This window comes from Amycolatopsis sp. NPDC026612, from assembly GCF_040638285.1.
GTDB lineage: Bacteria > Actinomycetota > Actinomycetes > Mycobacteriales > Pseudonocardiaceae > Amycolatopsis.
In genome coordinates, this window is sequence record NZ_JBEZYB010000090.1 from 1 (window position 1) to 18,826 (window position 18,826).

The window sequence follows — 18,826 nt, forward strand, 5'->3', positions numbered from 1 at the left end:
GTGGTAATTCGGGTTAGAACCCGAATTACCACTCACGACGGGCCGCGGCAGACTGCTTACCGGGGGCGGTGGGGCTTCTTCGGCAGCAGGTCGTACAGCCCCTTGCGGGCGCCGTTGTCGTTGGCGTTGCGCGCCACCGCCACCTCCGAGATGAAGTCCTCGAAGACGAACTCCTCGTCGGCCGGGACCACCGCCGGGGCCGCGTTCTGCTCCAGGTGGCTGTCGAGCGTGTCGGCGATCTCGCGGAAGGACAGCGCCTGCAACGTCTCCGGCGCGTACGTCGTCACCGGGACGCCGTGGGCCGCCGCCTCGTTCATCACCACACCCAGCGGCAGGTGCGACAGCATCGGGATGCCGAAGTCGTACATCTCCTGCAGCGCCGCGGCCGCGTAGTGCGAGATCGGCCGCCGGTACAGGCTCGGCACCAGGCCGAACCACGACAGCGGCTGCCGCCCGACGGTCTGCTCGACGTACCGGACCTGGTCGGCCAGCAGCCGCAGCGCGCGGATGCTCGTCTTGTCCGGCTGGACCGGCACCAGGATGCCGTGCGACGCCGCCAGCGCGTTGTTCGTCAGCACGTCCAGCGCCGGCGGGCAGTCGATGATGCAGTGGTCGTAGTTGGCGAACTGGATGACCCGGGCCAGCTGCCAGCCGGGGACGCGGAACGAGTCGAGCCGCCGGATCAGGTCGAACATCCCCGGTGACGTCGGCACGACGTCGAGCGCGCCGCCGCGGCCGAGGTTGCTGCGCGGGTGCGGGACGACGAGGTCCTCGATCGGGCCCTTCCACGTCTTGGCCAGCGCCTTCGCCAGGCTCGGCCGGTTCGCGGGCACCTCGGCCAACCCGAGCATCTCGGTCGTCGCGTGGCCTTGCGGGTCGAGGTCGACCAGCAGCACCCGGCGGCCCCGCTCGGCCAGTGCGGCCGCGGTGCCGACGCTCAGTGAGGTCTTGCCGACCCCGCCTTTCTGGTTGACCACCGAGGTGATCTGCATGCCGGAGCGCTCCTCAAGTCGGTCGTTCCGCGAAGGTTATTGGATCCGGGCCCGTTGTGGGTGGCTATCCGCCCCCGGCCTGTCGCGGCCGGACCATCAGCGCCTGGGCGCCGGTGGCCACCGGGCCGTCGCCGTCGTGCAGGATGCTCGTCGCCGTGCCGATGCCGTGCTTGCCGACCAGCGTGACCGCGTCGAGGCCGATCCACTCGCCGGACGGCGTCCGCCGCAGGTGCACGGTCAGCTCGGAGTTGATGAACCACCAGTGGCGCGGATCGAGGTAGTTCGACACGCCGTTGGCGGAGTCGGCGACCGCGAACAGCCGCTGCAGGCCGCTCGGTTCCTCGCCGTCGACCAGCGGGACGCGCTGGCGGGCCCACACCGCCGCCGGGCCGGGCACGTCCATGCCGCCGCGCACCGCGCGCCACTCCACCGCGTCGAGGTAGCCGCCCTGCCAGCCCTCCGGCCACGGCGACTCCTCGACGCTGCCGGGGCCGGGCAGCCGCGGGCCGGCGTCGGTGCCGATCTCCGCCGTGTCGGCCGTCCCGATGCGCCACGCCGAAGCTCGCGCCACGACGCGATCGGCGCTCGCCAGTTCGGCCTGCAGCAGTTCGACCGAACGGCCGGGCCGCTCGATCCACGCCCGCACGGCGAGCTCGGCGACCGGCGCCGGGCCGAGGATCTCCACGGTCACCCGACCGAGCTCCGCCGGATGGGCCGATTCGACGTTTTCGAGGGCGCGGACGAGCAACGCCGACGGCGGCCCGAAGTGCTGGGCGTCCGGCGACCACGGCCCTGCCGTGTGCCCGGTCGCGGAGAACCGGCCTTCGGCCAGCGGAACGTAGAAGGCGTCGGCCATCAGTCGGCCCGGTCCAGCGGTGTCTCGTCGCCCGCGTCGGGTTCCGGCCAGCCGGGGTAGGCCGGTGGCGTGCCGCCGTACTCGGGGCAGTGCGCCTGGTGGTCGCACCAGTTGCACAGCTTGCTCTTGTTCGCCCGGAAGTCGCCGGTCTTGCCCGCCTTGAGGATCGCCTGCCAGATGGCTTCCAGCGTGCGCTCGAAGCGGAGCAGCTCGGCTTCGTCGGGCGTGTAGGCGAGCGACTGGCCGTCGGTGAGGTACATCAGTTTGAGCTGGCGCGGCACGATCCCGCGCAGCCGCCACAGGACCACGGCGTAGAACTTCATCTGGAACATCGCCTTGGCTTCGCCGATCTCGCGCGGCGCGGCCCCGGTCTTGTAGTCGACGACCCGGATTTCGCCGGTCGGCGCGACGTCGAGCCGATCGATGTAGCCGCGCAGCAGGACGCCGGAGCCGAGCTCGATCTCGACGTGCAGCTCGCAGGCCTCCGGTTCGAGCCGCCGCGGATCTTCCAGGTCGAAGTAGGCGTCGAGGAGTTTCTCCGCCGACCGCAGCCATTCCGCGTGGTCGTCCGGTTCGCCGCCGTCGAACAGCTCGGTCCACTCCGGACGATCCGCGGACAGGTCCGTCCACGCCGGGCCGAGGAGCTCGCGCGCCCGGGGCGGGACGCGTTCGGCGGCCGGCAGGGCGAAGAGCCGCTCCAGCACCGAGTGGACGAGCGTGCCGCGCAGCTGCGCCTTGGTCGGGACCTCCGGCAGCCGGTCGACCGCGCGGAAGCGGTAGAGCAACGGGCACTGCTTGAAGTCGCTGGCCCGTGACGGCGACAACGCGGGCCGCCGCCGCACCTCGGTGGCGACGGCGGCGGGGGGAGTTTCCGTGGTGACGGTGTCGGCGTCGGGCATGGGCAGAGCGTAACGCCGGGGTCCGACAGTTCCGGCAACCGCAACGCCCACCACCCCTCCCACCTCCGAGTCGTCCGTCCGGGTACGCGTGTCGGGCGGTGGGGGTGACATCCGGTGGGCGGATCACCCGCTTCCCACACCGGGGGCTCTACGCTCTTCGCATGGCCGCGACCAGTGAGCAGGGCGCCGGCGGCACCCGGCAGGCCGTCCTCTCGGACGGTGGCCTCGTGCTGTTCCGGGTCGCCGGGGTGCCGGTGCTGCTCGCGCCGTCCTGGTGGATCGGCTCGCTGATCGTCGTCGTGCTGTACGCGCCGCTGGTCGGGCGGCTGCTGCCGGACGCCTCGACGGCGACGTCGTGGCTGCTGGCCGGGGCCTTCGCGGTGCTGCTGGGGCTGTCGGTGCTCGCGCACGAGCTCGGGCACTGCCTGGTCGCGCTGCGGCTGGGGATTCCCGTGCGGCGGCTGCGCCTGTTCCTCCTCGGCGGTCTGTCCGAAGTGGCCCGCACGCCGAAGCGCCCTGGCGACGAAGGCCTGGTCGCCGCGGCCGGGCCGGCGGTGTCGCTGCTGCTCGGCGGCTTCTGCGGCCTGCTGATGTTCGCCGTGCCCCCGGATGGCGCGGTCTGGCTGCTGGTCGCCGAATGCGCGGTGGCGAACCTCGCCGTCGGCGTGTTCAACCTGCTGCCCGGGCTGCCCCTGGACGGCGGGAGGCTGGTCCGCGCCGGCGTCTGGGCGGCCACCGGTGTGCGGGCGAAGGGCACGCGCGCCGCGGTCGCCGGTGGTGCGGTCGTGGCCGCGGGGTTGCTGGTCTGGGCGTTGTGGGGGCTCGCGACAGCGAGTCCGGACCGGTGGCTGAGGCTGGGCGTCTGCGTCGTGACGGCCTGGTTCGTGATCCTGGGTGCGCGGTCGGAGCTGGCCGCCGAAGCGCGCCGCACCTGGCCGGACGGTCTCGTCCTCGGCGAGCTGGTCCGGCCGGTGCTGCAGCTGCCTGCCGAGAGCCCGGTGTCGGACGCGCTGGCCGCGTCGGCCGGGCGTGGCGTGGTACTGGTCCGCGCCGACGGCGTGGCGGCCGGGCTCCTGGACGAAGGCGCGGCGGAGCGGCTGGCGAGCTCGTCGCCGCACGCGCCGGCCGAGCTGGCGGCCGAGCCGATCCGCGCCGAGACCGTGCTGCTGGCGTCGGAACCGGGGGAGGACGTCATCGAGCGGGTCCGCGAAACCGCGGCGTGGCAGTTCCTCGTGGTCGACGACGAGGGCCGCCCGGCGGGCGTGCTGCGCCGGGACGACCTGCGAGCCGCGCTGAACCGCCGTACCCGCTGAGGGCGCGGCCCGGACGGCCTGCGAAGATCTGTCGTCGGCCATCCGGGTTACCGATCCGGGCCGAAAGCAGGCGGGCACGGTCGGCGAGCCGACCCGCTCACCGGCACCTGTTCCGCCGTGGCTGCCGGTCGGATGGGTAACAATCGGCACAGTAATCAGGAGGAAGTGTTGTCGGTCAGCGGACCGTTTCGTACGGGCGATCGGGTGCAGTTGACCGACTCGAAGGGGCGCCACTACACCCTGACGCTGGCCGACGGCGGTGAGTACCACACCCATCGCGGCGCATTGGCCCACGACGACCTGATCGGCCGTCCGGAAGGGTCGGTGGTCACGTCCGCGGGCGGGTCGACCTACCTCGCGCTGCGCCCACTCCTGCCGGACTACGTGCTGTCGATGCCCCGCGGCGCGCAGGTGATCTACCCGAAGGACGCGGCGCAGATCGTGATGTGGGGCGACATCTTCCCCGGCGCGCGCGTGCTCGAGGCCGGAGCCGGCTCCGGCGCGCTGACGTGTTCGCTGCTGCGCGCGGTCGGCCCGGCGGGGAGCGTGCAGTCCTACGAGATCCGCGACGACCACGCCGAACACGCCGAGCGCAATGTGGTGAAGTTCTTCGGCGAGAAGCCGGCCAACTGGTCACTCACCGTCGCCGACCTGGCGTCGCACGAGGGTGAGGTCGACCGCGTCGTGCTGGACATGCTGGCGCCGTGGGAGCAGCTGCCGAACGTGGCCGCCCACCTGGTGCCGGGTGGCGTGCTGACGGTCTACGTCGCGACGGTCACGCAGCTTTCGCGCGTCACCGAGTCGCTGCGCGAGCAGCAGTGCTGGACCGAGCCCGAGTCGTGGGAGACGCTGATGCGCCCGTGGCACGTGGTGGGCCTGGCCGTCCGGCCGGACCACCGGATGGTGGCGCACACGGCGTTCCTGCTCACCGCGCGGCGGCTGGCGGACGGCACCGTGTCCCCGCGCGTGTCGCGCCGGCCGTCCAAGGGCAAGGGCTGACCCTAACCCGGCACGCACCAGTGGCCGTTCTCCTTGCGCAGCGGGAAGGGCGTGTCCTTGGTGCCGCCCGCCGCTTCCACGTGCACCTTCGCCGTCGCGGACTCGCCGCGCAGCTCCGGCGGCGCGGTCAGCTTGGCCTTCACCGGCCCGGCCGCGTCCCACGTCCGCTGCAGGCCGGCGAGGGCTTCGGCCGTCTGCGGGCGGCAGGTGAGCTTGCCGAACGCCGCCGAGTCGTGGGCGGCGATCGCGTCGACGATCGCCCGGGCCAGCACGGCGACCACCGCGGTGTCGGCCGCGTCGGGGGCGGCCGGCGCCGACGGGCGGATCGACGTCACTGCCGGGCTCGACGCGGCGGGTGGCGAGCCGGCCGGGGCGACGAGCAGCAGCCCCAGCACGACGCCCGCTCCGGCCACGCCGAGCAGGACCAGCCCGCCGGTCAACGCGCGGTTCACCGCCGTCGGGTGCTCACGAGCCGTCCGCCTTGACGTTGGACAGGCACCAGAGCCCGGCTTCCTTCTGGGCCGACATCGTGCCGACCTTGGTCTTGGCGCCGTCGGTGGCCGAGTAGCGGACGGTGGCCTTGTCGCCGGTCTCCTGCGGCGAGCCGCTCAGCTTGACCGTGACCTTCGGGATCTCGCCCGTGGTGCCTTCGTAGACGCTCCGGCAGATGACGTCGCCGAGTGCCTTCTCGTCGCCCGCGTTGTAGGCGGTGATGGTCGAGTCGAAGAGTTCCTGCGAGCTGTCCTTCCCGGCGGGGGCGGGGCCGCCCCCGGGCTTGCTCTTCGAGGTCGGGCTGGTCGGGGCGGTGGTCCTGGGTTTCGGGGTGGACGCCTTCGGCGCGGACGTCGGCGCCGCGGAGCTGCTGCTCGCGGGCGGCGCGGCGGTTTGGTCGTCCTTGCCGTTGGTGAGGACGAACGCGGTCACGCCGCCGCCGACGAGCACCACCGCGGCCGCCGCGATGGCGACGATCAGGCCGGTTTTCTTCTTCTTGGGCGGGGGAGCCTCACCGAAGCTGCCGCCGCCGTACGGGTCGTGTCCGCCGAAGCCCGGCTGCGGCCGGCCCCACGGGTCCTGCTGGCCGTACGGGTCCTGCTGGCCGTACTGGGGGTAGCCCTGCTGGGGCTGAGGGCCCGTCTGCGGCGGGTAACCGCCCTGGCCGGGCTGGTCGTAGGGGCCCGGCTGGCCGTACTGCTGGCTGCCGCTGTCGTAGGGGCCCGGCTGGCCGTACTGCTGGGTGCCGCCGTCGTAGGGACCGGGCTGCCCGAACTGCTGGGTGCCGCCGTAGCCGGGCTGGGGCTGGCTGCCGCTCTGGGGGTAGCCGCCCTGCTGCGGCCGGCCGTACGGCCCGGGTTGCTGTCCGTAGCCGCCCGGTTGCTCCGGCGGGTAGGTCATGAGTGGTGCCCCCTAGCGTCCCTCGATGGCGCCCGGCCGTCAGGGCCGGCACGGCGTCGCCCGATGCTAGCCACCGGGTCGTCCTGCCGCGCGGTTAGGGCGGAACTGGCCGGAATTGCCCGGATCCGGCCCGCGGTTGAGGGTCCCGGAGGCGGGGTACTCCCGACGTGCTTGCTTTCCTCCGGCCCGGTCGGACCCGTCGCGCAGCCGCCTCGCGGCACCGAAATGGCCTCTTGCGCTGCGGGAATGTCCGTGCTGGGGGTGGTATGGAAACCGCGACGCGCCGATCTTGTGATGCGGAAAGGCCTTTTCTTGTCGGTGATCGCCGGTACCGTGGAATGAAAAGCACTCCGAGGAGGTGCCCGATGCATCATGACCTTCCCGGAGGTCGGCGCGAGGAGGCCGACCCTTCAGCAACATCCGGAGCTGGGACGACGGCGGACGAGCAGGCTCGGCAGATCCGTTTTCTCGAGGAGGAAGTGGCGCTGCTGCGCCGCAAACTGACCGACTCGCCACGGCAGAACCGCGTTCTCGAACAGCGGCTCGCCGAGGCCTCGGAAAGAGTGAGCCAGCTCACCGAGCGGAACACCAAACTGGTCGAAACCCTGCGCGAAGCGCGAGGACAGCTCCTCGCTCTCCGCGAAGAGGTCGACCGGCTGGCCCAGCCACCGTCCGGGTACGGCGTCTTCGTCGAGGCGTACGAGGACAACACGGTGGACGTCTTCACGGCCGGCCGGAAGATGCGGGTGTCGGTTTCACCCGCGGTCGAGCTCTCGTCGTTGCGCCGCGGTCAGGCGCTTCGGCTCAACGAGGCGCTCACGGTGGTCGAGGCCGGCGGCTTCGAACGCGTCGGTGAAGTGTGTGCGTTGCGTGAGGTGCTCGCCGCCGACGTCGAGGGCGGCAGCCTTCGTGCGCTGGTGGTCGGGCACGCGGACGAGGAGCGGGTGGTCCTGCTCTCCGATCTGCTGGCCGAGCAGCCGCTCAAGCCGGGCGACTCGCTGCTGGTCGACTCCAAGGCCGGCTACGCGTACGAGCGCGTGCCGAAGGCGGAGGTCGAGGACCTGGTGCTGGAGGAGGTGCCGGATGTCCGTTACGAGGACATCGGTGGCCTCACCCGGCAGATCGAGCAGATCAGGGACGCGGTCGAGCTGCCGTTCCTGCATGCCGACCTGTACCAGGAGTACCAGCTGCGGCCGCCCAAGGGTGTCCTGCTCTACGGCCCGCCGGGCTGCGGCAAGACGCTCATCGCCAAGGCGGTGGCGAACTCGCTGGCCAAGAAGGTGGCGGCGGCACGGGGCGACAACGAGGACGGGAAGTCCTACTTCCTGAACATCAAGGGTCCCGAGCTGCTCAACAAGTTCGTCGGGGAGACCGAGCGGCACATCCGCCTGATCTTCCAGCGGGCGCGGGAGAAGGCCTCCGAGGGTACCCCGGTGATCGTGTTCTTCGACGAGATGGACTCGATCTTCCGGACCCGTGGCTCGGGCGTGTCGTCCGACGTGGAGACCACGATCGTGCCGCAGCTGCTGTCGGAAATCGACGGTGTCGAAGGCCTGGAGAACGTCATCGTCATCGGCGCCTCCAACCGCGAAGACATGATCGACCCGGCGATCCTGCGGCCGGGCCGGCTCGACGTCAAGATCAAGATCGAGCGTCCGGACGCCGAAGGCGCGAAGGACATCTTCTCCAAGTACCTGGCCGAAGGCCTGCCGATCCACGCCGACGACCTCGCCGAGTTCGGCGGCGACGCCAAGGCGACGTTCGACGCGATGATCCAGCACACCGTCGAGCGGATGTACGAGGAGAGCGACGAGAACCGGTTCCTCGAGGTGACCTACGCCAACGGGGACAAGGAGGTCCTGTACTTCCGTGACTTCAACTCGGGCGCGATGATCCAGAACATCGTGGACCGGGCGAAGAAGTCGGCCATCAAGTCCGTGCTGGAGACCAACCAGCCCGGCCTGCGCGTGCAGCACCTGCTGGACGCGATCGTCGACGAGTTCGCGGAGAACGAGGACCTGCCCAACACCACCAACCCGGACGACTGGGCCCGGATCTCCGGCAAGAAGGGCGAGCGGATCGTCTACATCCGCACGCTCGTCACCGGCAAGAACACGGACTCGGGGCGGGCGATCGACACCGCCACCAACACCGGTCAGTACCTGTAGGGTTTCGAACGCACGAGGGGGCGGCCGCTTCGGCGACCGCCCCCTCGGCGCGTCTGACGGCGGGCGAGTTCGGCTGCGGGCCGCCGTACGCGCAGCCGTCCGTGCGCGGCGAGGATGCCCAGCACCACCAGCGGCCCTCAGGCCGCGATGATCCGCGTGTTCCAGGCGTAGGCGAGGCCGGTGCCGAAGACGCCGAGCGCCACCATGCTCGCCACCACCGGCAGGCTCAGGTGCACCGGCGTCGCCGCGATCACCGGGCTCAGCAGGCCCAGGATCACCGTCGCCGACGCCGTCTGCCCGAAGGCGACGACGACCGGATCCGTCCCGCGAGGTGAGACGAACCGGCGCAGGTAGACGCAACATGCGCCGTAGCACGTCGTCGCGCCGAGGCAGGCGAGCTGGGCCGGCCGCGAAGCCAGCGGTTTTCGGACCTCGCGTGATGTATAACGACCTATACCGCCGGGCCGGTAGGGTGCACCACCATGGCCGGGGGAAGCGCAACGCGATGGCAGGACGCGGTCAGGTACGTCGCGGACCGCGTCACCGGGCCGCCGGTGCCGGAGGACCTCGACGTCACGGTGCACTTCCACCCGGATCGCCTGGGGGACGTGCCACTGCTGCGCCACTGGCTGGCGGACGGGTTCTACCGCTCCCAGTTCGAGACCGGGACGGGCAACGGCGGCCTGACCGCGCACCCGGGCGGGGCCCGGTGGCGCTGGGAGCACCGGATGTTCGGCGGGGTCTACGACGAGCTGCCGCCGTCGGCGCGCCCGAAGTACGGCTCGCTCGACTACCGGCGCCGCCCGGCAGGCGGGTCCGTCCGGTTCGGTTCGGCGCACTTCCGGCTCAAGCGGGAAGTGCGGCTGCGCACGACGTTCTGCTACCCGGACAGCTTCCGGGAGCCGGTGGACTTCGGCACGGCCGCGCACCTGCCGCTGATCCCCCTCGTCGAGGCGGACGCCCCCGACGAGCTCGACGACTACATCGAGGCCCACGTCCACGGTCCGCTCCGGCTGGCGTCCGACGTCGCCGCTCTCGTGCTGGACCCGGCGTTCCGGGGGACCGACGTGGAAGCGGCGGCGGCGGGATTCCCGTTTCCGACGTACTGGCACCACGGGTTCCGGCTCTCGGTGGCGACCCTCGCCGAACACGCGGACTACCGCGGCGAGGACGTGGTGCGGGCCGGCGAAGACATCGCCGAGGACGGCAGCCTGGACGCCCGGGTCATCGGTGACGCCGTCCGCGCCGGCCGGCACGACCCCCAGGTGCTCAAGCGCCTGTGGCACTGCACCGCGCGGTTCGGCCTACGCGGTGACGGGTAGCAGCGCTTCGGCGAGCCGGCGCCAGTGCGGCATCGCCGACTTGCCCGGTTCGAGCCCGATCACCTGGATGGCCACGTGGTCCGCGCCGGCGTCGAGGTGGTCGCGCAGCTTGCCGCTGATCGTCTCCAGGTCGCCCCAGAACACCAGGTCGTCGACGATCCGGTCGCTGCCGCGGCCGCCGTCGATGTCCGCCTCCGAGTAGCCGAGCCGCCGGAACTTCGCGAGGTTGTACTTCGAGGTGAGGTACAGGTGCAGGTGCTCTCGCGCGATCTCGCGGGCCTTGGCCGCGTCGGTCTCGAAGACCACCGCGTGCTCGACGCCGAGGAACGGGCCGTCGCCCAGGACCTCCCGCGCCTGGGCGGTGTGCTCCGGCGTCACGTGGTAGGTGTGCGCGCCGGCCGAGCGGTCGCGGGCCAGCTCCAGCATCTTCGGGCCGTACGCCGCCAGCAGGCGCCGGATCGGCGCCGTCGGGTTGGCGCTCGTGACGGCGTCCATGGCGTCGAGGTAGCCGTTCATCGCCTGAAGCGGCTTCGTGCCGGGCTTTCCGGCGCTGAAGCCCAGGCCGAGCAGGTGCCGGTCCGGGTAGGCGTCGGCCAGCAGCAGGGCCGCACCCCGCGTCCAGCGCGGCTCCCGCGACCAGATCTGCGCGATCCCGTTGACGACGGTGAGGCGCTCGGTGACCGACAGCAGGAACCCGGCGTGGGTGAGGGCTTCGCGGCCGTCCCGCTCCGGGATCCAGAGGGCCGGCCAGCCGTGTTCTTCGAGTTCCCGTGCGGAGTCCCGGATCAGGCTCGCCGGCTGGTCCTCGAAGTCGAACGTCCAGATCCCGTAGCGGCCCAGCGGCATGTTCTCGATCATTCCCATAAATCGAAGTATCGCAGATAGTCGATATGAGCTTCGAGGAGGAGTCGCGTGGGCGAAGGGGGAGTGGTCAGAGGGTGTGGCCCAGCAAGCCGACGAACTCGGCGATCCGGGCTTCGTCGCGCTTGTAGTGCGTCCACTTGCCGACGCGGGTCGCCCGCACCAGGCCGGCGCGCTGCAACGCGGCCATGTACGCCGAGACGGTCGACTGCGCGAGTCCCAGCTTCTCCTGGATGTGGCTCACGCACACCCCGACCTCGACCGGGTCGGCGATCGCCCGCTCCACCGGGAAGTGCCGCTCCGGCTCCCGCAGCCACCGCAGGACCTGCAGCCGCACCGGGTTCGCGAGCGCCTTGAACACGTCGAGCAGCTGCTCGACGTCCGGCTGGGATTCGGTGCGTGTCGTCATGGCTGTGGCCGAGTATATCGGCGTATAACGTCCTATACTCACCGGCTGTGAGCGAAGAAACCCACCGGCCCCACGCGCCCACCACCGAATCCGCCGTCCTGGCCTGGCTGGAGACGACGGCCGCCGCCGTCGAAGCGGGGGAGGTGAGCGCCCAGGAACTCATCGACCTGCTCGGCGAGCTGCGCCGGGCCTCCGCGGCCTGCGCCGACGCCTCGGACTGGCTGCTCCTCGCGGCCCGCGAAGGCGGCGCCAGCCTGCGTCAGATCGCCCCCGTCTTCGGGAAGGGCTACGTCCGCGCTCCGGCCGCGCGGCTCGAGAAACTGCACCGTCAGGCCCAGAACTCCGGCCAGTGGCTGGCCATCCTGCGGCACAAGCAGACGGCGTGAGGGCGCAGGTGGACCGCATCGCACTCGGTCTGGCGGCGCTGGGCAGGCCCGCGTACATCAACCTGGGCCGGGACGGTGCACTGCCGCCGGTGCGGGACGTCGCTTCGATGCGCGCGGCGACGTTCGCCGTGCTCGACGACGCGTACGCCGCGGGTGTCCGGCACGTCGACGTCGCCCGGTCGTACGGGCGCTCGGAGGAGTTCCTGGCCGGCTGGCTCGCCGAGCGCGGGCACGCCGATGTCGAGATCTCGAGCAAGTGGGGTTACGCCTACGTCGGGGACTGGCGGCTGGACGCCGACGTGCACGAGGTGAAGGAGCACTCGGCAGTGAGGTTCGCCGCGCAGTGGGCGGAAACCCTGGCGCTGCTGGGGGATCGGGTGCGCCTCTACCAGGTGCATTCGCTCACTGTGGACAGTCCGTTGTTCACCGACGCGCCGTTGCTGGAAGCGCTGGCGGAACTGTCCGCGAACGGCGTCGCGGTGGGGTTCTCGACGTCCGGGCCGGCGCAGGCGGCCGCGATCGAGCGGGCGTTCGCGCTGGAAGTGGCCGGGCGGCCGGTGTTCTCGGCGGTGCAGTCGACGTGGAACCTGCTGGAACCGTCCGCCGGCCGGGCGCTGGCCGCGGCGCACGCGGCCGGGAACCGGGTGCTGGTCAAGGAAACCCTGGCCAACGGCAGGCTGGCGGTCGAAGCGCCGTCCGCCGTGCGCGAGGTCGCGGCAGCGCACGGGACCGGGCCGGACTCGGTCGCGGTGGCGGGGGTGCTGGCGCACGACTGGGCCGGGCGGGCGGTCATCGGGCCGGCGAGCCCGGCGCAGCTCGAGGCGAATCTGCGGGCCGTGGCCCTGGAACTGACGGCGGCCGAACGCGACTCGCTGGCCGCGCTGGCCGAGGAGCCCGGGGCGTACTGGCGACACCGGTCCTCGTTGGAGTGGAACTGAGGGGCTGCACTACCCTGCCCAGGCACGCCACGGACGACGGGAGGCCGGAGCAGGTGCGTCATCGGCAGGTGATCGCGTTGGCCGCGATCGCGGTGGTCGGCCTCACGGGCTGCGACGGGCCCGACCCGGACAACCTCGAGACGTACTACGACGATCCGGTGCCGACGTCGTCGGCGCCCCCGCCCCCGCCCGCGCCGGCGGCCCCGCGGACCGCGGAAGTCCCGGTGAGCCCGGCGAAGGCGACGCCGGTGGCGCCCGATCTCGGCGGGTTCGCGCAGCGGGCGCTGCTGACCGACGCGGACGTCGCGGAGGAAGGTGTGCAGCCGGGGTCCGGCGCGGTGTCCGGGTGCCTGGACGAGCCGGCGGCGGCCGGCAGCCGGACGGCGACCTGGCGCTATCCCAGCGGGTCGGTGCTGAGCCACCACGTCGTCGCGTACCCCGAGCAGGCGGCGGCCGCAGCGGTCGCGGCCGTGGACTGTGCCGGCAAGACCGTGACCGTGCCGGCCCAGCCCGGGATCGACCGGCAGCGGGCGTGGTGCGAGGGCAAGACCTGCACCGTGTTGCTGGCGAAGGGAAGGCTCGTCTCGGCGCTGACCGTCTCGGCGAGCACGGAGACCCGCGCGGTCGACGCGGCGAAGCGCCTGCTGTCGGCGATGACGGCGAAGCTCGCGGCTCAGCCGTAACGGCGGAACCACTCCTGGACGCCTTCGCGGCCGTCGGGGATGAAGGGCAGTTCCGGAGCCGGGTCGTCGACCCAGGCCCGCAGCTCGGCCAAGGTGATCCAGCGGCCTTCGGCGATCTCTTCGGCCTGGTGGCGGATCGGGCCGTCCCAGCGGATCTCGAAGGCGAAGTTGTGGCAGCGGTTGCGGCCGTCGTCGTAGACCTTGGTGAACAGCGGGACGGGTTCCACCCCTTGGACGCCGAGTTCTTCGGCGAGTTCGCGGCGGGCGCATTCGGCCGGGGTCTCCCCGGCTGCGACCACGCCGCCGGCCCAGCAGTCCCACGTGGAGGGGAAGACGTCCTTGCCGGGGGTGCGGAGGTGCACGTAGACCGCGTTTCCGTCACTCGAACGGACCAGGACGACGCCGGCGGCGTGCCACAGGCCTTCGTCGCGGACCCGGGAGCGGGTGGTGGTGCCGACGACCGAGCCGGCCTGGTCATAGAGCGCAACGAGTTCGTCACTGCCTGGCATGGGTGCATCGTTCCACTAGGCCGACCCCGTAGGGTGGGGACATGCGGCGGATCATGGGAACCGAAGTCGAGTACGGCATCTCCGTGCCGGGCGACGCGACGGCGAACCCGGTACTCACCTCCACCCAGGTCGTGCTGGCGTACGCGGCGGCGGCCGACATCCCGCGCGCCCGGCGGGCGCGGTGGGACTACGAGGTGGAGTCCCCGCTGCGCGACGCGCGGGGCTTCGACCTGACGGGGCCGAGCGGGCCGGGGCACGACCCGGACGTCGAGGACCTGGGTGCGGCGAACGTCATCCTGACCAACGGGGCGCGGCTGTACGTCGACCACGCCCACCCGGAGTACTCGGCGCCCGAGGTGACGAACGCGCGGGACGCGGTCATCTGGGACAAGGCGGGCGAGCGGGTGATGGAGGAGGCGGCGATGAAGGCCGCGTCCGTGCCGGGGCAGCCGCAGTTGCAGCTGTACAAGAACAACGTCGACGGCAAGGGCGCGAGCTACGGCACGCACGAGAACTACCTGTGCGCGCGGTCGACCCCGTTCACCGCGATCATCGCGGGCCTGACCCCGTTCTTCGTGTCGCGGCAGGTCGTGACCGGTTCGGGCCGGGTCGGGATCGGGCAGCAGAGCGAAGAGGCCGGGTTCCAGCTCTCCCAGCGTGCGGACTACATCGAGGTCGAGGTCGGCCTGGAGACGACGCTGAAGCGCGGGATCATCAACACCCGCGACGAGCCGCACGCGGACGCGGACAAGTACCGCAGGCTGCACGTCATCATCGGCGACGCGAACATGTCGGAGTACTCGACGTACCTCAAGGTCGGGACGACGGCGCTGGTGCTGGACCTGATCGAGTCGGGCATCCGGTTCGACGACCTCAAGCTGGACGAGCCGGTCAAGGCGGTCCACCAGATCAGCCACGACCCGACGCTGAAGACGCAGGTCGCGCTGGCGAACGGCAAGAAGTACACCGGACTGGACCTGCAGTTCGCCTACCACGAGATCGTCTCGCAGAACCTCGAGCGCACGGACGCCGACGAGGCGTCGAAGGAGGTCCTGCGGGTCTGGGGCGAGGTGCTGGACGCGCTGGCGCGGGACCCGCAGGAGTGCGCGGACCGGCTGGACTGGCCGGCGAAGCTGCGGCTGCTGGAGGGGTACCGGCAGCGGGACAACCTGGCCTGGGGCGCGCCGCGGCTGCGGCTGGTCGACCTGCAGTATTCGGACGTGCGGCTGGCGAAGGGCCTGTACAACCGGCTGGTGACGCGCGGGTCGATGAAGCGGCTGGTGTCGGAGGAAGAGGTGCTGGCCGCGGTGACGACACCCCCGTCGGACACGCGGGCGTACTTCCGGGGCCGGGCGCTGGAGAAGTACGCGACGTCGATCGCGGCGGCTTCGTGGGATTCGGTCATCTTCGACGTGGGCAAGGAGTCGCTGGTGCGGATCCCGACGCTGGAGCCGTTGCGGGGGACGAAGGCGCACGTCGGCAAGTTGCTGGACAACGCGGCGACGGCGGAGGAGCTGGTGGAGGCGCTCACCGGTTCGGACTAGGCGGTTGGCACACCGATCGCGGCGTTACCCCGAATTCGGGGCCGCTGGGTAGGCTAGGAAACATCAGCCACACCGGGAGGCGAGATGGCCCAGGAAAAGATCGAAAAGCACGGCGGTGGTGACTCCGACGAGGAGTTCGAGGACACCGGCGCGGCGGGTCAGGAGCGGCGCGAGAAGCTCGGCGAGGACGTGGACACGATCCTCGACGAGATCGACGACGTGCTCGAAGAGAACGCCGAGGACTTCGTCCGGGCCTACGTGCAGAAGGGCGGCGAGTAGCCGCCCGGGGCACTGCGCCCTTGCCGACCGTTCAGCCGGCGGCCGGGCTCCGCGTGACGGGTTCCCGTGCGCGGGGTTCCGGCCCGCACAGATGGGACTTTTGAGCACGTATGGACAACACCAGGGGCATCTCGGGTCCCGCGCTGCCTGCCGCGTACTTCTCGTCGGCGACGTCGTCGTTTTCGGACTTCTTGCGGGTACAGGCGCCGGAGCTGCTTCCGGAGCGGCGGGTGGCGGGTGGCGCGGCCGAGCTGGGCGTGCCGCACGGAACGACGATCGTGGCCTGCACGTTCGCGGGCGGTGTGCTGATCGCGGGTGACCGGCGGGCGACGTCGGGGAACCTGATCGCGAGCCGCGACATGGAGAAGGTGCACGTCACCGACGAGTATTCGGCGGTGGGCATCGCGGGCACGGCGGGGCTGGCCGTGGAGATGGTGCGGCTGTACGCGGTCGAGCTGGCGCACTACGAGAAGATCGAGGGCGTTTCGCTGTCGCTGGACGGCAAGACGAACAAGCTGGCCGGGATGGTCAAGGCCAACCTCGAGATGGCGATGGCCGGGCTGGCGGCGATCCCGCTGTTCGTGGGGTACGACCTGGACGCCGAGGACGCGAAGCACGCCGGCCGGATCGTGTCGTACGACGCCGCGGGCGGCCGCTACGAGGAAAACGGCGGGTACGCGTCGATCGGTTCGGGTTCGCTGTTCGCGAAGTCGGCGATGAAGAAGCTGCACGACCCGGACGCCGACGTCGAAGGCGCGATCCGGGTGGCGGTGGAGGCGCTGTTCGACGCGGCGGACGACGACACCGCGTCCGGCGGGCCGGACCTGGTGCGGCGGATCTTCCCGACCGTCGTGACCGTCACCGCCGAGCACGGCGCCGTGCAGCTGCCGACGTCCGAGGCCGCGGCGGTGGCCGAGGCCGTGGTGGCGGGGCGGATCGAGCGCCAGCAGCGCCGGGTTTCCTGACCGGGGCCGGGCCACAGTGAACGTTGGAACACCGAAAGACCTGGAGCGCACACCGTGACGATGCCGTTGTATGCCTCTCCCGAGCAGCTGATGCGGGAGCGTTCCGAGCTGGCGCGCAAGGGCATCGCGCGCGGCCGGAGCGTGGTGGTGCTGAAGTACTCGGGTGGCGTGCTGTTCGTGGCGGAGAACCCGTCGGCGACGCTGCACAAGGTCTCCGAGATCTACGACCGGATCGGGTTCGCCGCGGTCGGGCGCTACAGCGAGTTCGAGAACCTCCGCGTGGCGGGGATCCGGCACGCGGACCTGAAGGGCTACCAGTACGACCGGCGTGACGTGAGCGCGCGGGCGCTGGCGAACGCGTACGCGGCGACGCTGGGCAGCATCTTCACCGAGCAGCTGAAGCCGTTCGAGGTGGAGATCTGCGTGGCGGAGGTCGGGGTGAGCGCGGCGGAGGACCAGCTGTACCGGCTGACCTACGACGGGTCGATCTTCGACGAGCCGCAGTACATCGTGATGGGCGGTCAGAGCGACAAGATCGCGGCGAAGCTGAAGGAGACGTTCGAGGACGGCCTGGACCTGCAGGCGGCGCTGGGAGTGGCGGTGGCCGCCTTGCGGATGCCGACGACGCCGGCCCCGACGACGTCTTCGGCGGGTTCGTCCTCGTCTTCGGCCACCGCCGCGGCGAACGGCAACGGCGACGCGGACCCGATCAAGCTGGAGGTGGCGGTCCTGGACCGCGACCGCCCGCGGCGGTCGTTCCGCCGCCTGACCGGGGCGGCGCTGGACACGCTGCTGCCGGTGCCGGACCCGCAGGGTACGGAGCCGGAGGCGAAGCCGGAAGGCGAGTGAGTTCCTGAGCGGAAGCGGGGCGTGGCCGGGTGGGCCACGCCCCGCCTTCATGTTCGCCGATGCAGACGCCCCGCAGGCCATCGGCCACACCCCTCTGCCGAACCCGATACGCGGCCGTTGAACAATCCGGCGTTCGGACCGGCGGGAGCAACCCGGCAGCGGCTCCAACGGCTCAGGCAGAGCCAACCCCGGCAGAGGCTCCACGGTTCAGGACGTCGAAGGAGACGTCCGGAAGTTCTGGTCGGCGAAGGCCAGCAGGTACGGCAGTGTGGCCCGGGCCGTGTGCCAGGTGTGGTTGAAGCCGCGTTCGGCGTGGACCACCGCTTCCTGGCCGCGGGCGCGCAGCGCGTCGGCGATCCGGTGGGCCGTCGTGACGTCGGTCGGCGCGCCGGTGCCGACCGTGAGCATCACCGAGATCGGGGCGGTGAACTTCATCGACGGCAGGTAGCGGCGGGGGGTGTTGGCGGCGATGGCGGCCTGGTTGCCGTCGAGTATGCCGATCGAGTCGTTGAGGTCGTCGTAGGGCAGGGCGATCACCAGGGTGGCGAACTCGTCGAGGTGGTGGAGGCCGATGTTGAGCGCGCCGAAGCCGCCGCCGGACATGCCGCCCAGCGCCCGGTGGGTGCGGTCGGCGAGGGTGCGGTAGCGCTGGTCGATGGCCGGGACGATCGTGCCGGTGAGGTAGGTCTCCAGCTGCGGGCCGCCGGGCACGTTCAGGCATTCCCAGTCCGTGCTGGGGTTGCCGGCGGTCAGGTCGACGCTGACCACGATCATCGGCGCGATGACGTTGGCCCGCTGGAGCGCCAGGAGCGAGCCGGGGGCGTCGCCGGAGGTGAGCCAGTCGCGGGGGCCGCCGAAGGGGTAGCCGTGGATCAGGTAGACGACCGGGTAGCGGCGGGCGGGGTCGGCGTCGTACCCCGGCGGGAGGATGACGTAGTTGCTGCCCGAGGGGACCCCGTGGGCGGGGTCGGGCAGGTTCACGACGTCGATCCGCTGACCCGCGGTGGCCGTTCCCGCGCCGGGGTGCGGCGCGGACGGCGAAGCCGACGACGGTTCGGGGGTCTCCTGGCCGTCGTCGAGCAGGTGGCCGGCGAGGTTGACGACGCCGGGGCCGCGCTGGAGGAGCCGGGCCAGGTCGTCGGAGGTGCGCACGTACCCGACGTAGCTGTTGAGCGCGGTGACCGCCGCGAGCAGCAGGAGCACGGCGAAAGCGGTGAACCCCCAGCGCCGGACGCGGCGGCGGTACCAGAGCGCGACCACGACGGCGAGGACCGCGACGGCGCCGGAGGCGAGGGCGAGCCAGATGAGCGGAGATTCGAGCGGGCCCAGATCGCGGGCACGGGCGGTGACGTCACCGGGCAGCACCGGATCGTGCGCGGCCCGGTGGATGACGCTCGCCAGGCCGTGCCCGTCCATCGAATCCCCGCCCGTCCCCCGGCCGCGGGCAGGAGGGCCCGCAACT

20 protein-coding genes and 1 pseudogene are annotated in these 18,826 nt (G+C 71.6%); 11 read left to right on the plus strand and 10 right to left on the minus strand.

Annotation, left to right across the window (positions count from 1 at the left end):
* Positions 1–56: 56 nt before the first annotated feature.
* The 3 genes from AB0F15_RS39220 to AB0F15_RS39230 all read right to left on the minus strand — a co-directional run bounded on the left by AB0F15_RS39220 (position 57) and on the right by AB0F15_RS39230 (position 2,747).
* Entirely contained in the window at positions 57–992 is a 936-nt protein-coding gene (locus tag AB0F15_RS39220; RefSeq protein WP_360281893.1) for a ParA family protein, read from the minus strand.
* 64 nt (positions 993–1,056) lie between these two features.
* Positions 1,057–1,848, minus strand: coding sequence for a thioesterase family protein (locus AB0F15_RS39225; protein ID WP_360281895.1), 792 nt, complete (start codon positions 1,846–1,848; stop codon positions 1,057–1,059).
* Positions 1,848–2,747: a RecB family exonuclease gene (locus tag AB0F15_RS39230; RefSeq protein WP_360281897.1), complete on the minus strand. Its 900-nt coding sequence runs from the start codon at positions 2,745–2,747 to the stop codon at positions 1,848–1,850. The genes AB0F15_RS39225 and AB0F15_RS39230 overlap by 1 nt, the downstream gene beginning before the upstream one ends.
* Before the next feature lie 161 nt (positions 2,748–2,908).
* On the opposite strand from AB0F15_RS39230, the gene AB0F15_RS39235 reads away from it, so the two are divergent.
* Together AB0F15_RS39235 and AB0F15_RS39240 are read left to right on the plus strand one after the other, a co-directional pair.
* Complete coding sequence (locus tag AB0F15_RS39235) at positions 2,909–4,060, plus strand: site-2 protease family protein (protein WP_360281899.1); 1,152 nt, start codon at positions 2,909–2,911, stop codon at positions 4,058–4,060.
* A 168-nt stretch (positions 4,061–4,228) separates the two neighbouring features.
* The gene (locus AB0F15_RS39240; protein WP_360281901.1) at positions 4,229–5,059 is read left to right on the plus strand and encodes a tRNA (adenine-N1)-methyltransferase; all 831 of its coding nucleotides are present in this window, start codon (positions 4,229–4,231) and stop codon (positions 5,057–5,059) included.
* A gap of 2 nt (positions 5,060–5,061) precedes the next feature.
* Here the strand turns inward: AB0F15_RS39240 and AB0F15_RS39245 are convergent, their stop codons facing one another.
* Together AB0F15_RS39245 and AB0F15_RS39250 are read right to left on the minus strand one after the other, a co-directional pair.
* Entirely contained in the window at positions 5,062–5,511 is a 450-nt protein-coding gene (locus AB0F15_RS39245; RefSeq protein ID WP_360281903.1) for a hypothetical protein, read from the minus strand.
* 13 nt (positions 5,512–5,524) lie between these two features.
* On the minus strand, positions 5,525–6,451 hold the full coding sequence (locus AB0F15_RS39250; protein ID WP_360281905.1) for a hypothetical protein: 927 nt from the start codon (positions 6,449–6,451) through the stop codon (positions 5,525–5,527).
* Between the two features lie 365 nt (positions 6,452–6,816).
* Here AB0F15_RS39250 and arc point away from each other — a divergent pair, with 365 nt between their 5' ends.
* Positions 6,817–8,619 carry a proteasome ATPase gene (gene arc, locus AB0F15_RS39255; RefSeq protein WP_360281907.1) on the plus strand — a complete coding sequence of 601 codons (1,803 nt, stop codon included), beginning with the start codon at positions 6,817–6,819 and terminating at the stop codon, positions 8,617–8,619.
* Here the strand turns inward: arc and AB0F15_RS39260 are convergent.
* A pseudogene (locus AB0F15_RS39260) lies at positions 8,607–9,023 on the minus strand (hypothetical protein); the annotation flags it as partial. The gene arc and the pseudogene AB0F15_RS39260 overlap by 13 nt on opposite strands.
* Positions 9,024–9,101: 78 nt before the next feature.
* On the opposite strand from AB0F15_RS39260, the gene AB0F15_RS39265 reads away from it, so the two are divergent.
* Positions 9,102–9,941: a DUF3626 domain-containing protein gene (locus tag AB0F15_RS39265; protein WP_360281909.1), complete on the plus strand. Its 840-nt coding sequence runs from the start codon at positions 9,102–9,104 to the stop codon at positions 9,939–9,941.
* On the opposite strand, the gene AB0F15_RS39270 is transcribed toward AB0F15_RS39265, so the two are convergent.
* Together AB0F15_RS39270 and AB0F15_RS39275 are read right to left on the minus strand one after the other, a co-directional pair.
* Positions 9,924–10,787, minus strand: coding sequence for a TIGR03620 family F420-dependent LLM class oxidoreductase (locus AB0F15_RS39270; protein ID WP_360281951.1), 864 nt, complete (start codon positions 10,785–10,787; stop codon positions 9,924–9,926). The two genes, AB0F15_RS39265 and AB0F15_RS39270, sit on opposite strands and share 18 nt — an antisense overlap.
* An 85-nt stretch (positions 10,788–10,872) precedes the next feature.
* A complete protein-coding gene (locus tag AB0F15_RS39275) occupies positions 10,873–11,211 on the minus strand; it encodes a metalloregulator ArsR/SmtB family transcription factor (RefSeq protein WP_360281911.1) in 339 nt (112 codons plus the stop codon).
* Positions 11,212–11,258: 47 nt separating this feature from the next.
* Here AB0F15_RS39275 and AB0F15_RS39280 point away from each other — a divergent pair, with 47 nt between their 5' ends.
* The 3 genes from AB0F15_RS39280 to AB0F15_RS39290 all read left to right on the plus strand — a co-directional run bounded on the left by AB0F15_RS39280 (position 11,259) and on the right by AB0F15_RS39290 (position 13,218).
* Positions 11,259–11,597, plus strand: coding sequence for a hypothetical protein (locus AB0F15_RS39280; protein WP_360281913.1), 339 nt, complete (start codon positions 11,259–11,261; stop codon positions 11,595–11,597).
* The gene (locus AB0F15_RS39285) at positions 11,594–12,535 is read left to right on the plus strand and encodes an aldo/keto reductase (RefSeq protein WP_360281915.1); all 942 of its coding nucleotides are present in this window, start codon (positions 11,594–11,596) and stop codon (positions 12,533–12,535) included. Before AB0F15_RS39280 ends, AB0F15_RS39285 begins: the two co-directional genes overlap by 4 nt.
* Before the next feature lie 68 nt (positions 12,536–12,603).
* Positions 12,604–13,218, plus strand: coding sequence for a hypothetical protein (locus tag AB0F15_RS39290; RefSeq protein WP_360281917.1), 615 nt, complete (start codon positions 12,604–12,606; stop codon positions 13,216–13,218).
* Here the strand turns inward: AB0F15_RS39290 and AB0F15_RS39295 are convergent.
* Positions 13,209–13,727: an NUDIX domain-containing protein gene (locus AB0F15_RS39295; protein WP_360281919.1), complete on the minus strand. Its 519-nt coding sequence runs from the start codon at positions 13,725–13,727 to the stop codon at positions 13,209–13,211. The two genes, AB0F15_RS39290 and AB0F15_RS39295, sit on opposite strands and share 10 nt — an antisense overlap.
* Before the next feature lie 41 nt (positions 13,728–13,768).
* Between AB0F15_RS39295 and dop the strand changes: the two genes are divergently transcribed.
* The 4 genes from dop to prcA all read left to right on the plus strand — a co-directional run bounded on the left by dop (position 13,769) and on the right by prcA (position 17,364).
* Complete coding sequence (gene dop, locus AB0F15_RS39300; protein ID WP_360281921.1) at positions 13,769–15,271, plus strand: depupylase/deamidase Dop; 1,503 nt, start codon at positions 13,769–13,771, stop codon at positions 15,269–15,271.
* An 84-nt stretch (positions 15,272–15,355) separates the two neighbouring features.
* The gene (locus tag AB0F15_RS39305) at positions 15,356–15,550 is read left to right on the plus strand and encodes a ubiquitin-like protein Pup (protein ID WP_003075646.1); all 195 of its coding nucleotides are present in this window, start codon (positions 15,356–15,358) and stop codon (positions 15,548–15,550) included.
* Positions 15,551–15,660: 110 nt separating this feature from the next.
* Positions 15,661–16,515 (plus strand): proteasome subunit beta, encoded by an 855-nt coding sequence (gene prcB / locus AB0F15_RS39310; RefSeq protein ID WP_360281923.1) that lies wholly within the window; start codon positions 15,661–15,663, stop codon positions 16,513–16,515.
* Positions 16,516–16,569: 54 nt separating this feature from the next.
* Complete coding sequence (gene prcA, locus AB0F15_RS39315; RefSeq protein ID WP_360281925.1) at positions 16,570–17,364, plus strand: proteasome subunit alpha; 795 nt, start codon at positions 16,570–16,572, stop codon at positions 17,362–17,364.
* Between the two features lie 207 nt (positions 17,365–17,571).
* Here the strand turns inward: prcA and AB0F15_RS39320 are convergent, their stop codons facing one another.
* Positions 17,572–18,780 carry an alpha/beta hydrolase-fold protein gene (locus tag AB0F15_RS39320; protein WP_360281927.1) on the minus strand — a complete coding sequence of 403 codons (1,209 nt, stop codon included), beginning with the start codon at positions 18,778–18,780 and terminating at the stop codon, positions 17,572–17,574.
* Between the last annotated feature and the right edge of the window lie 46 nt (positions 18,781–18,826).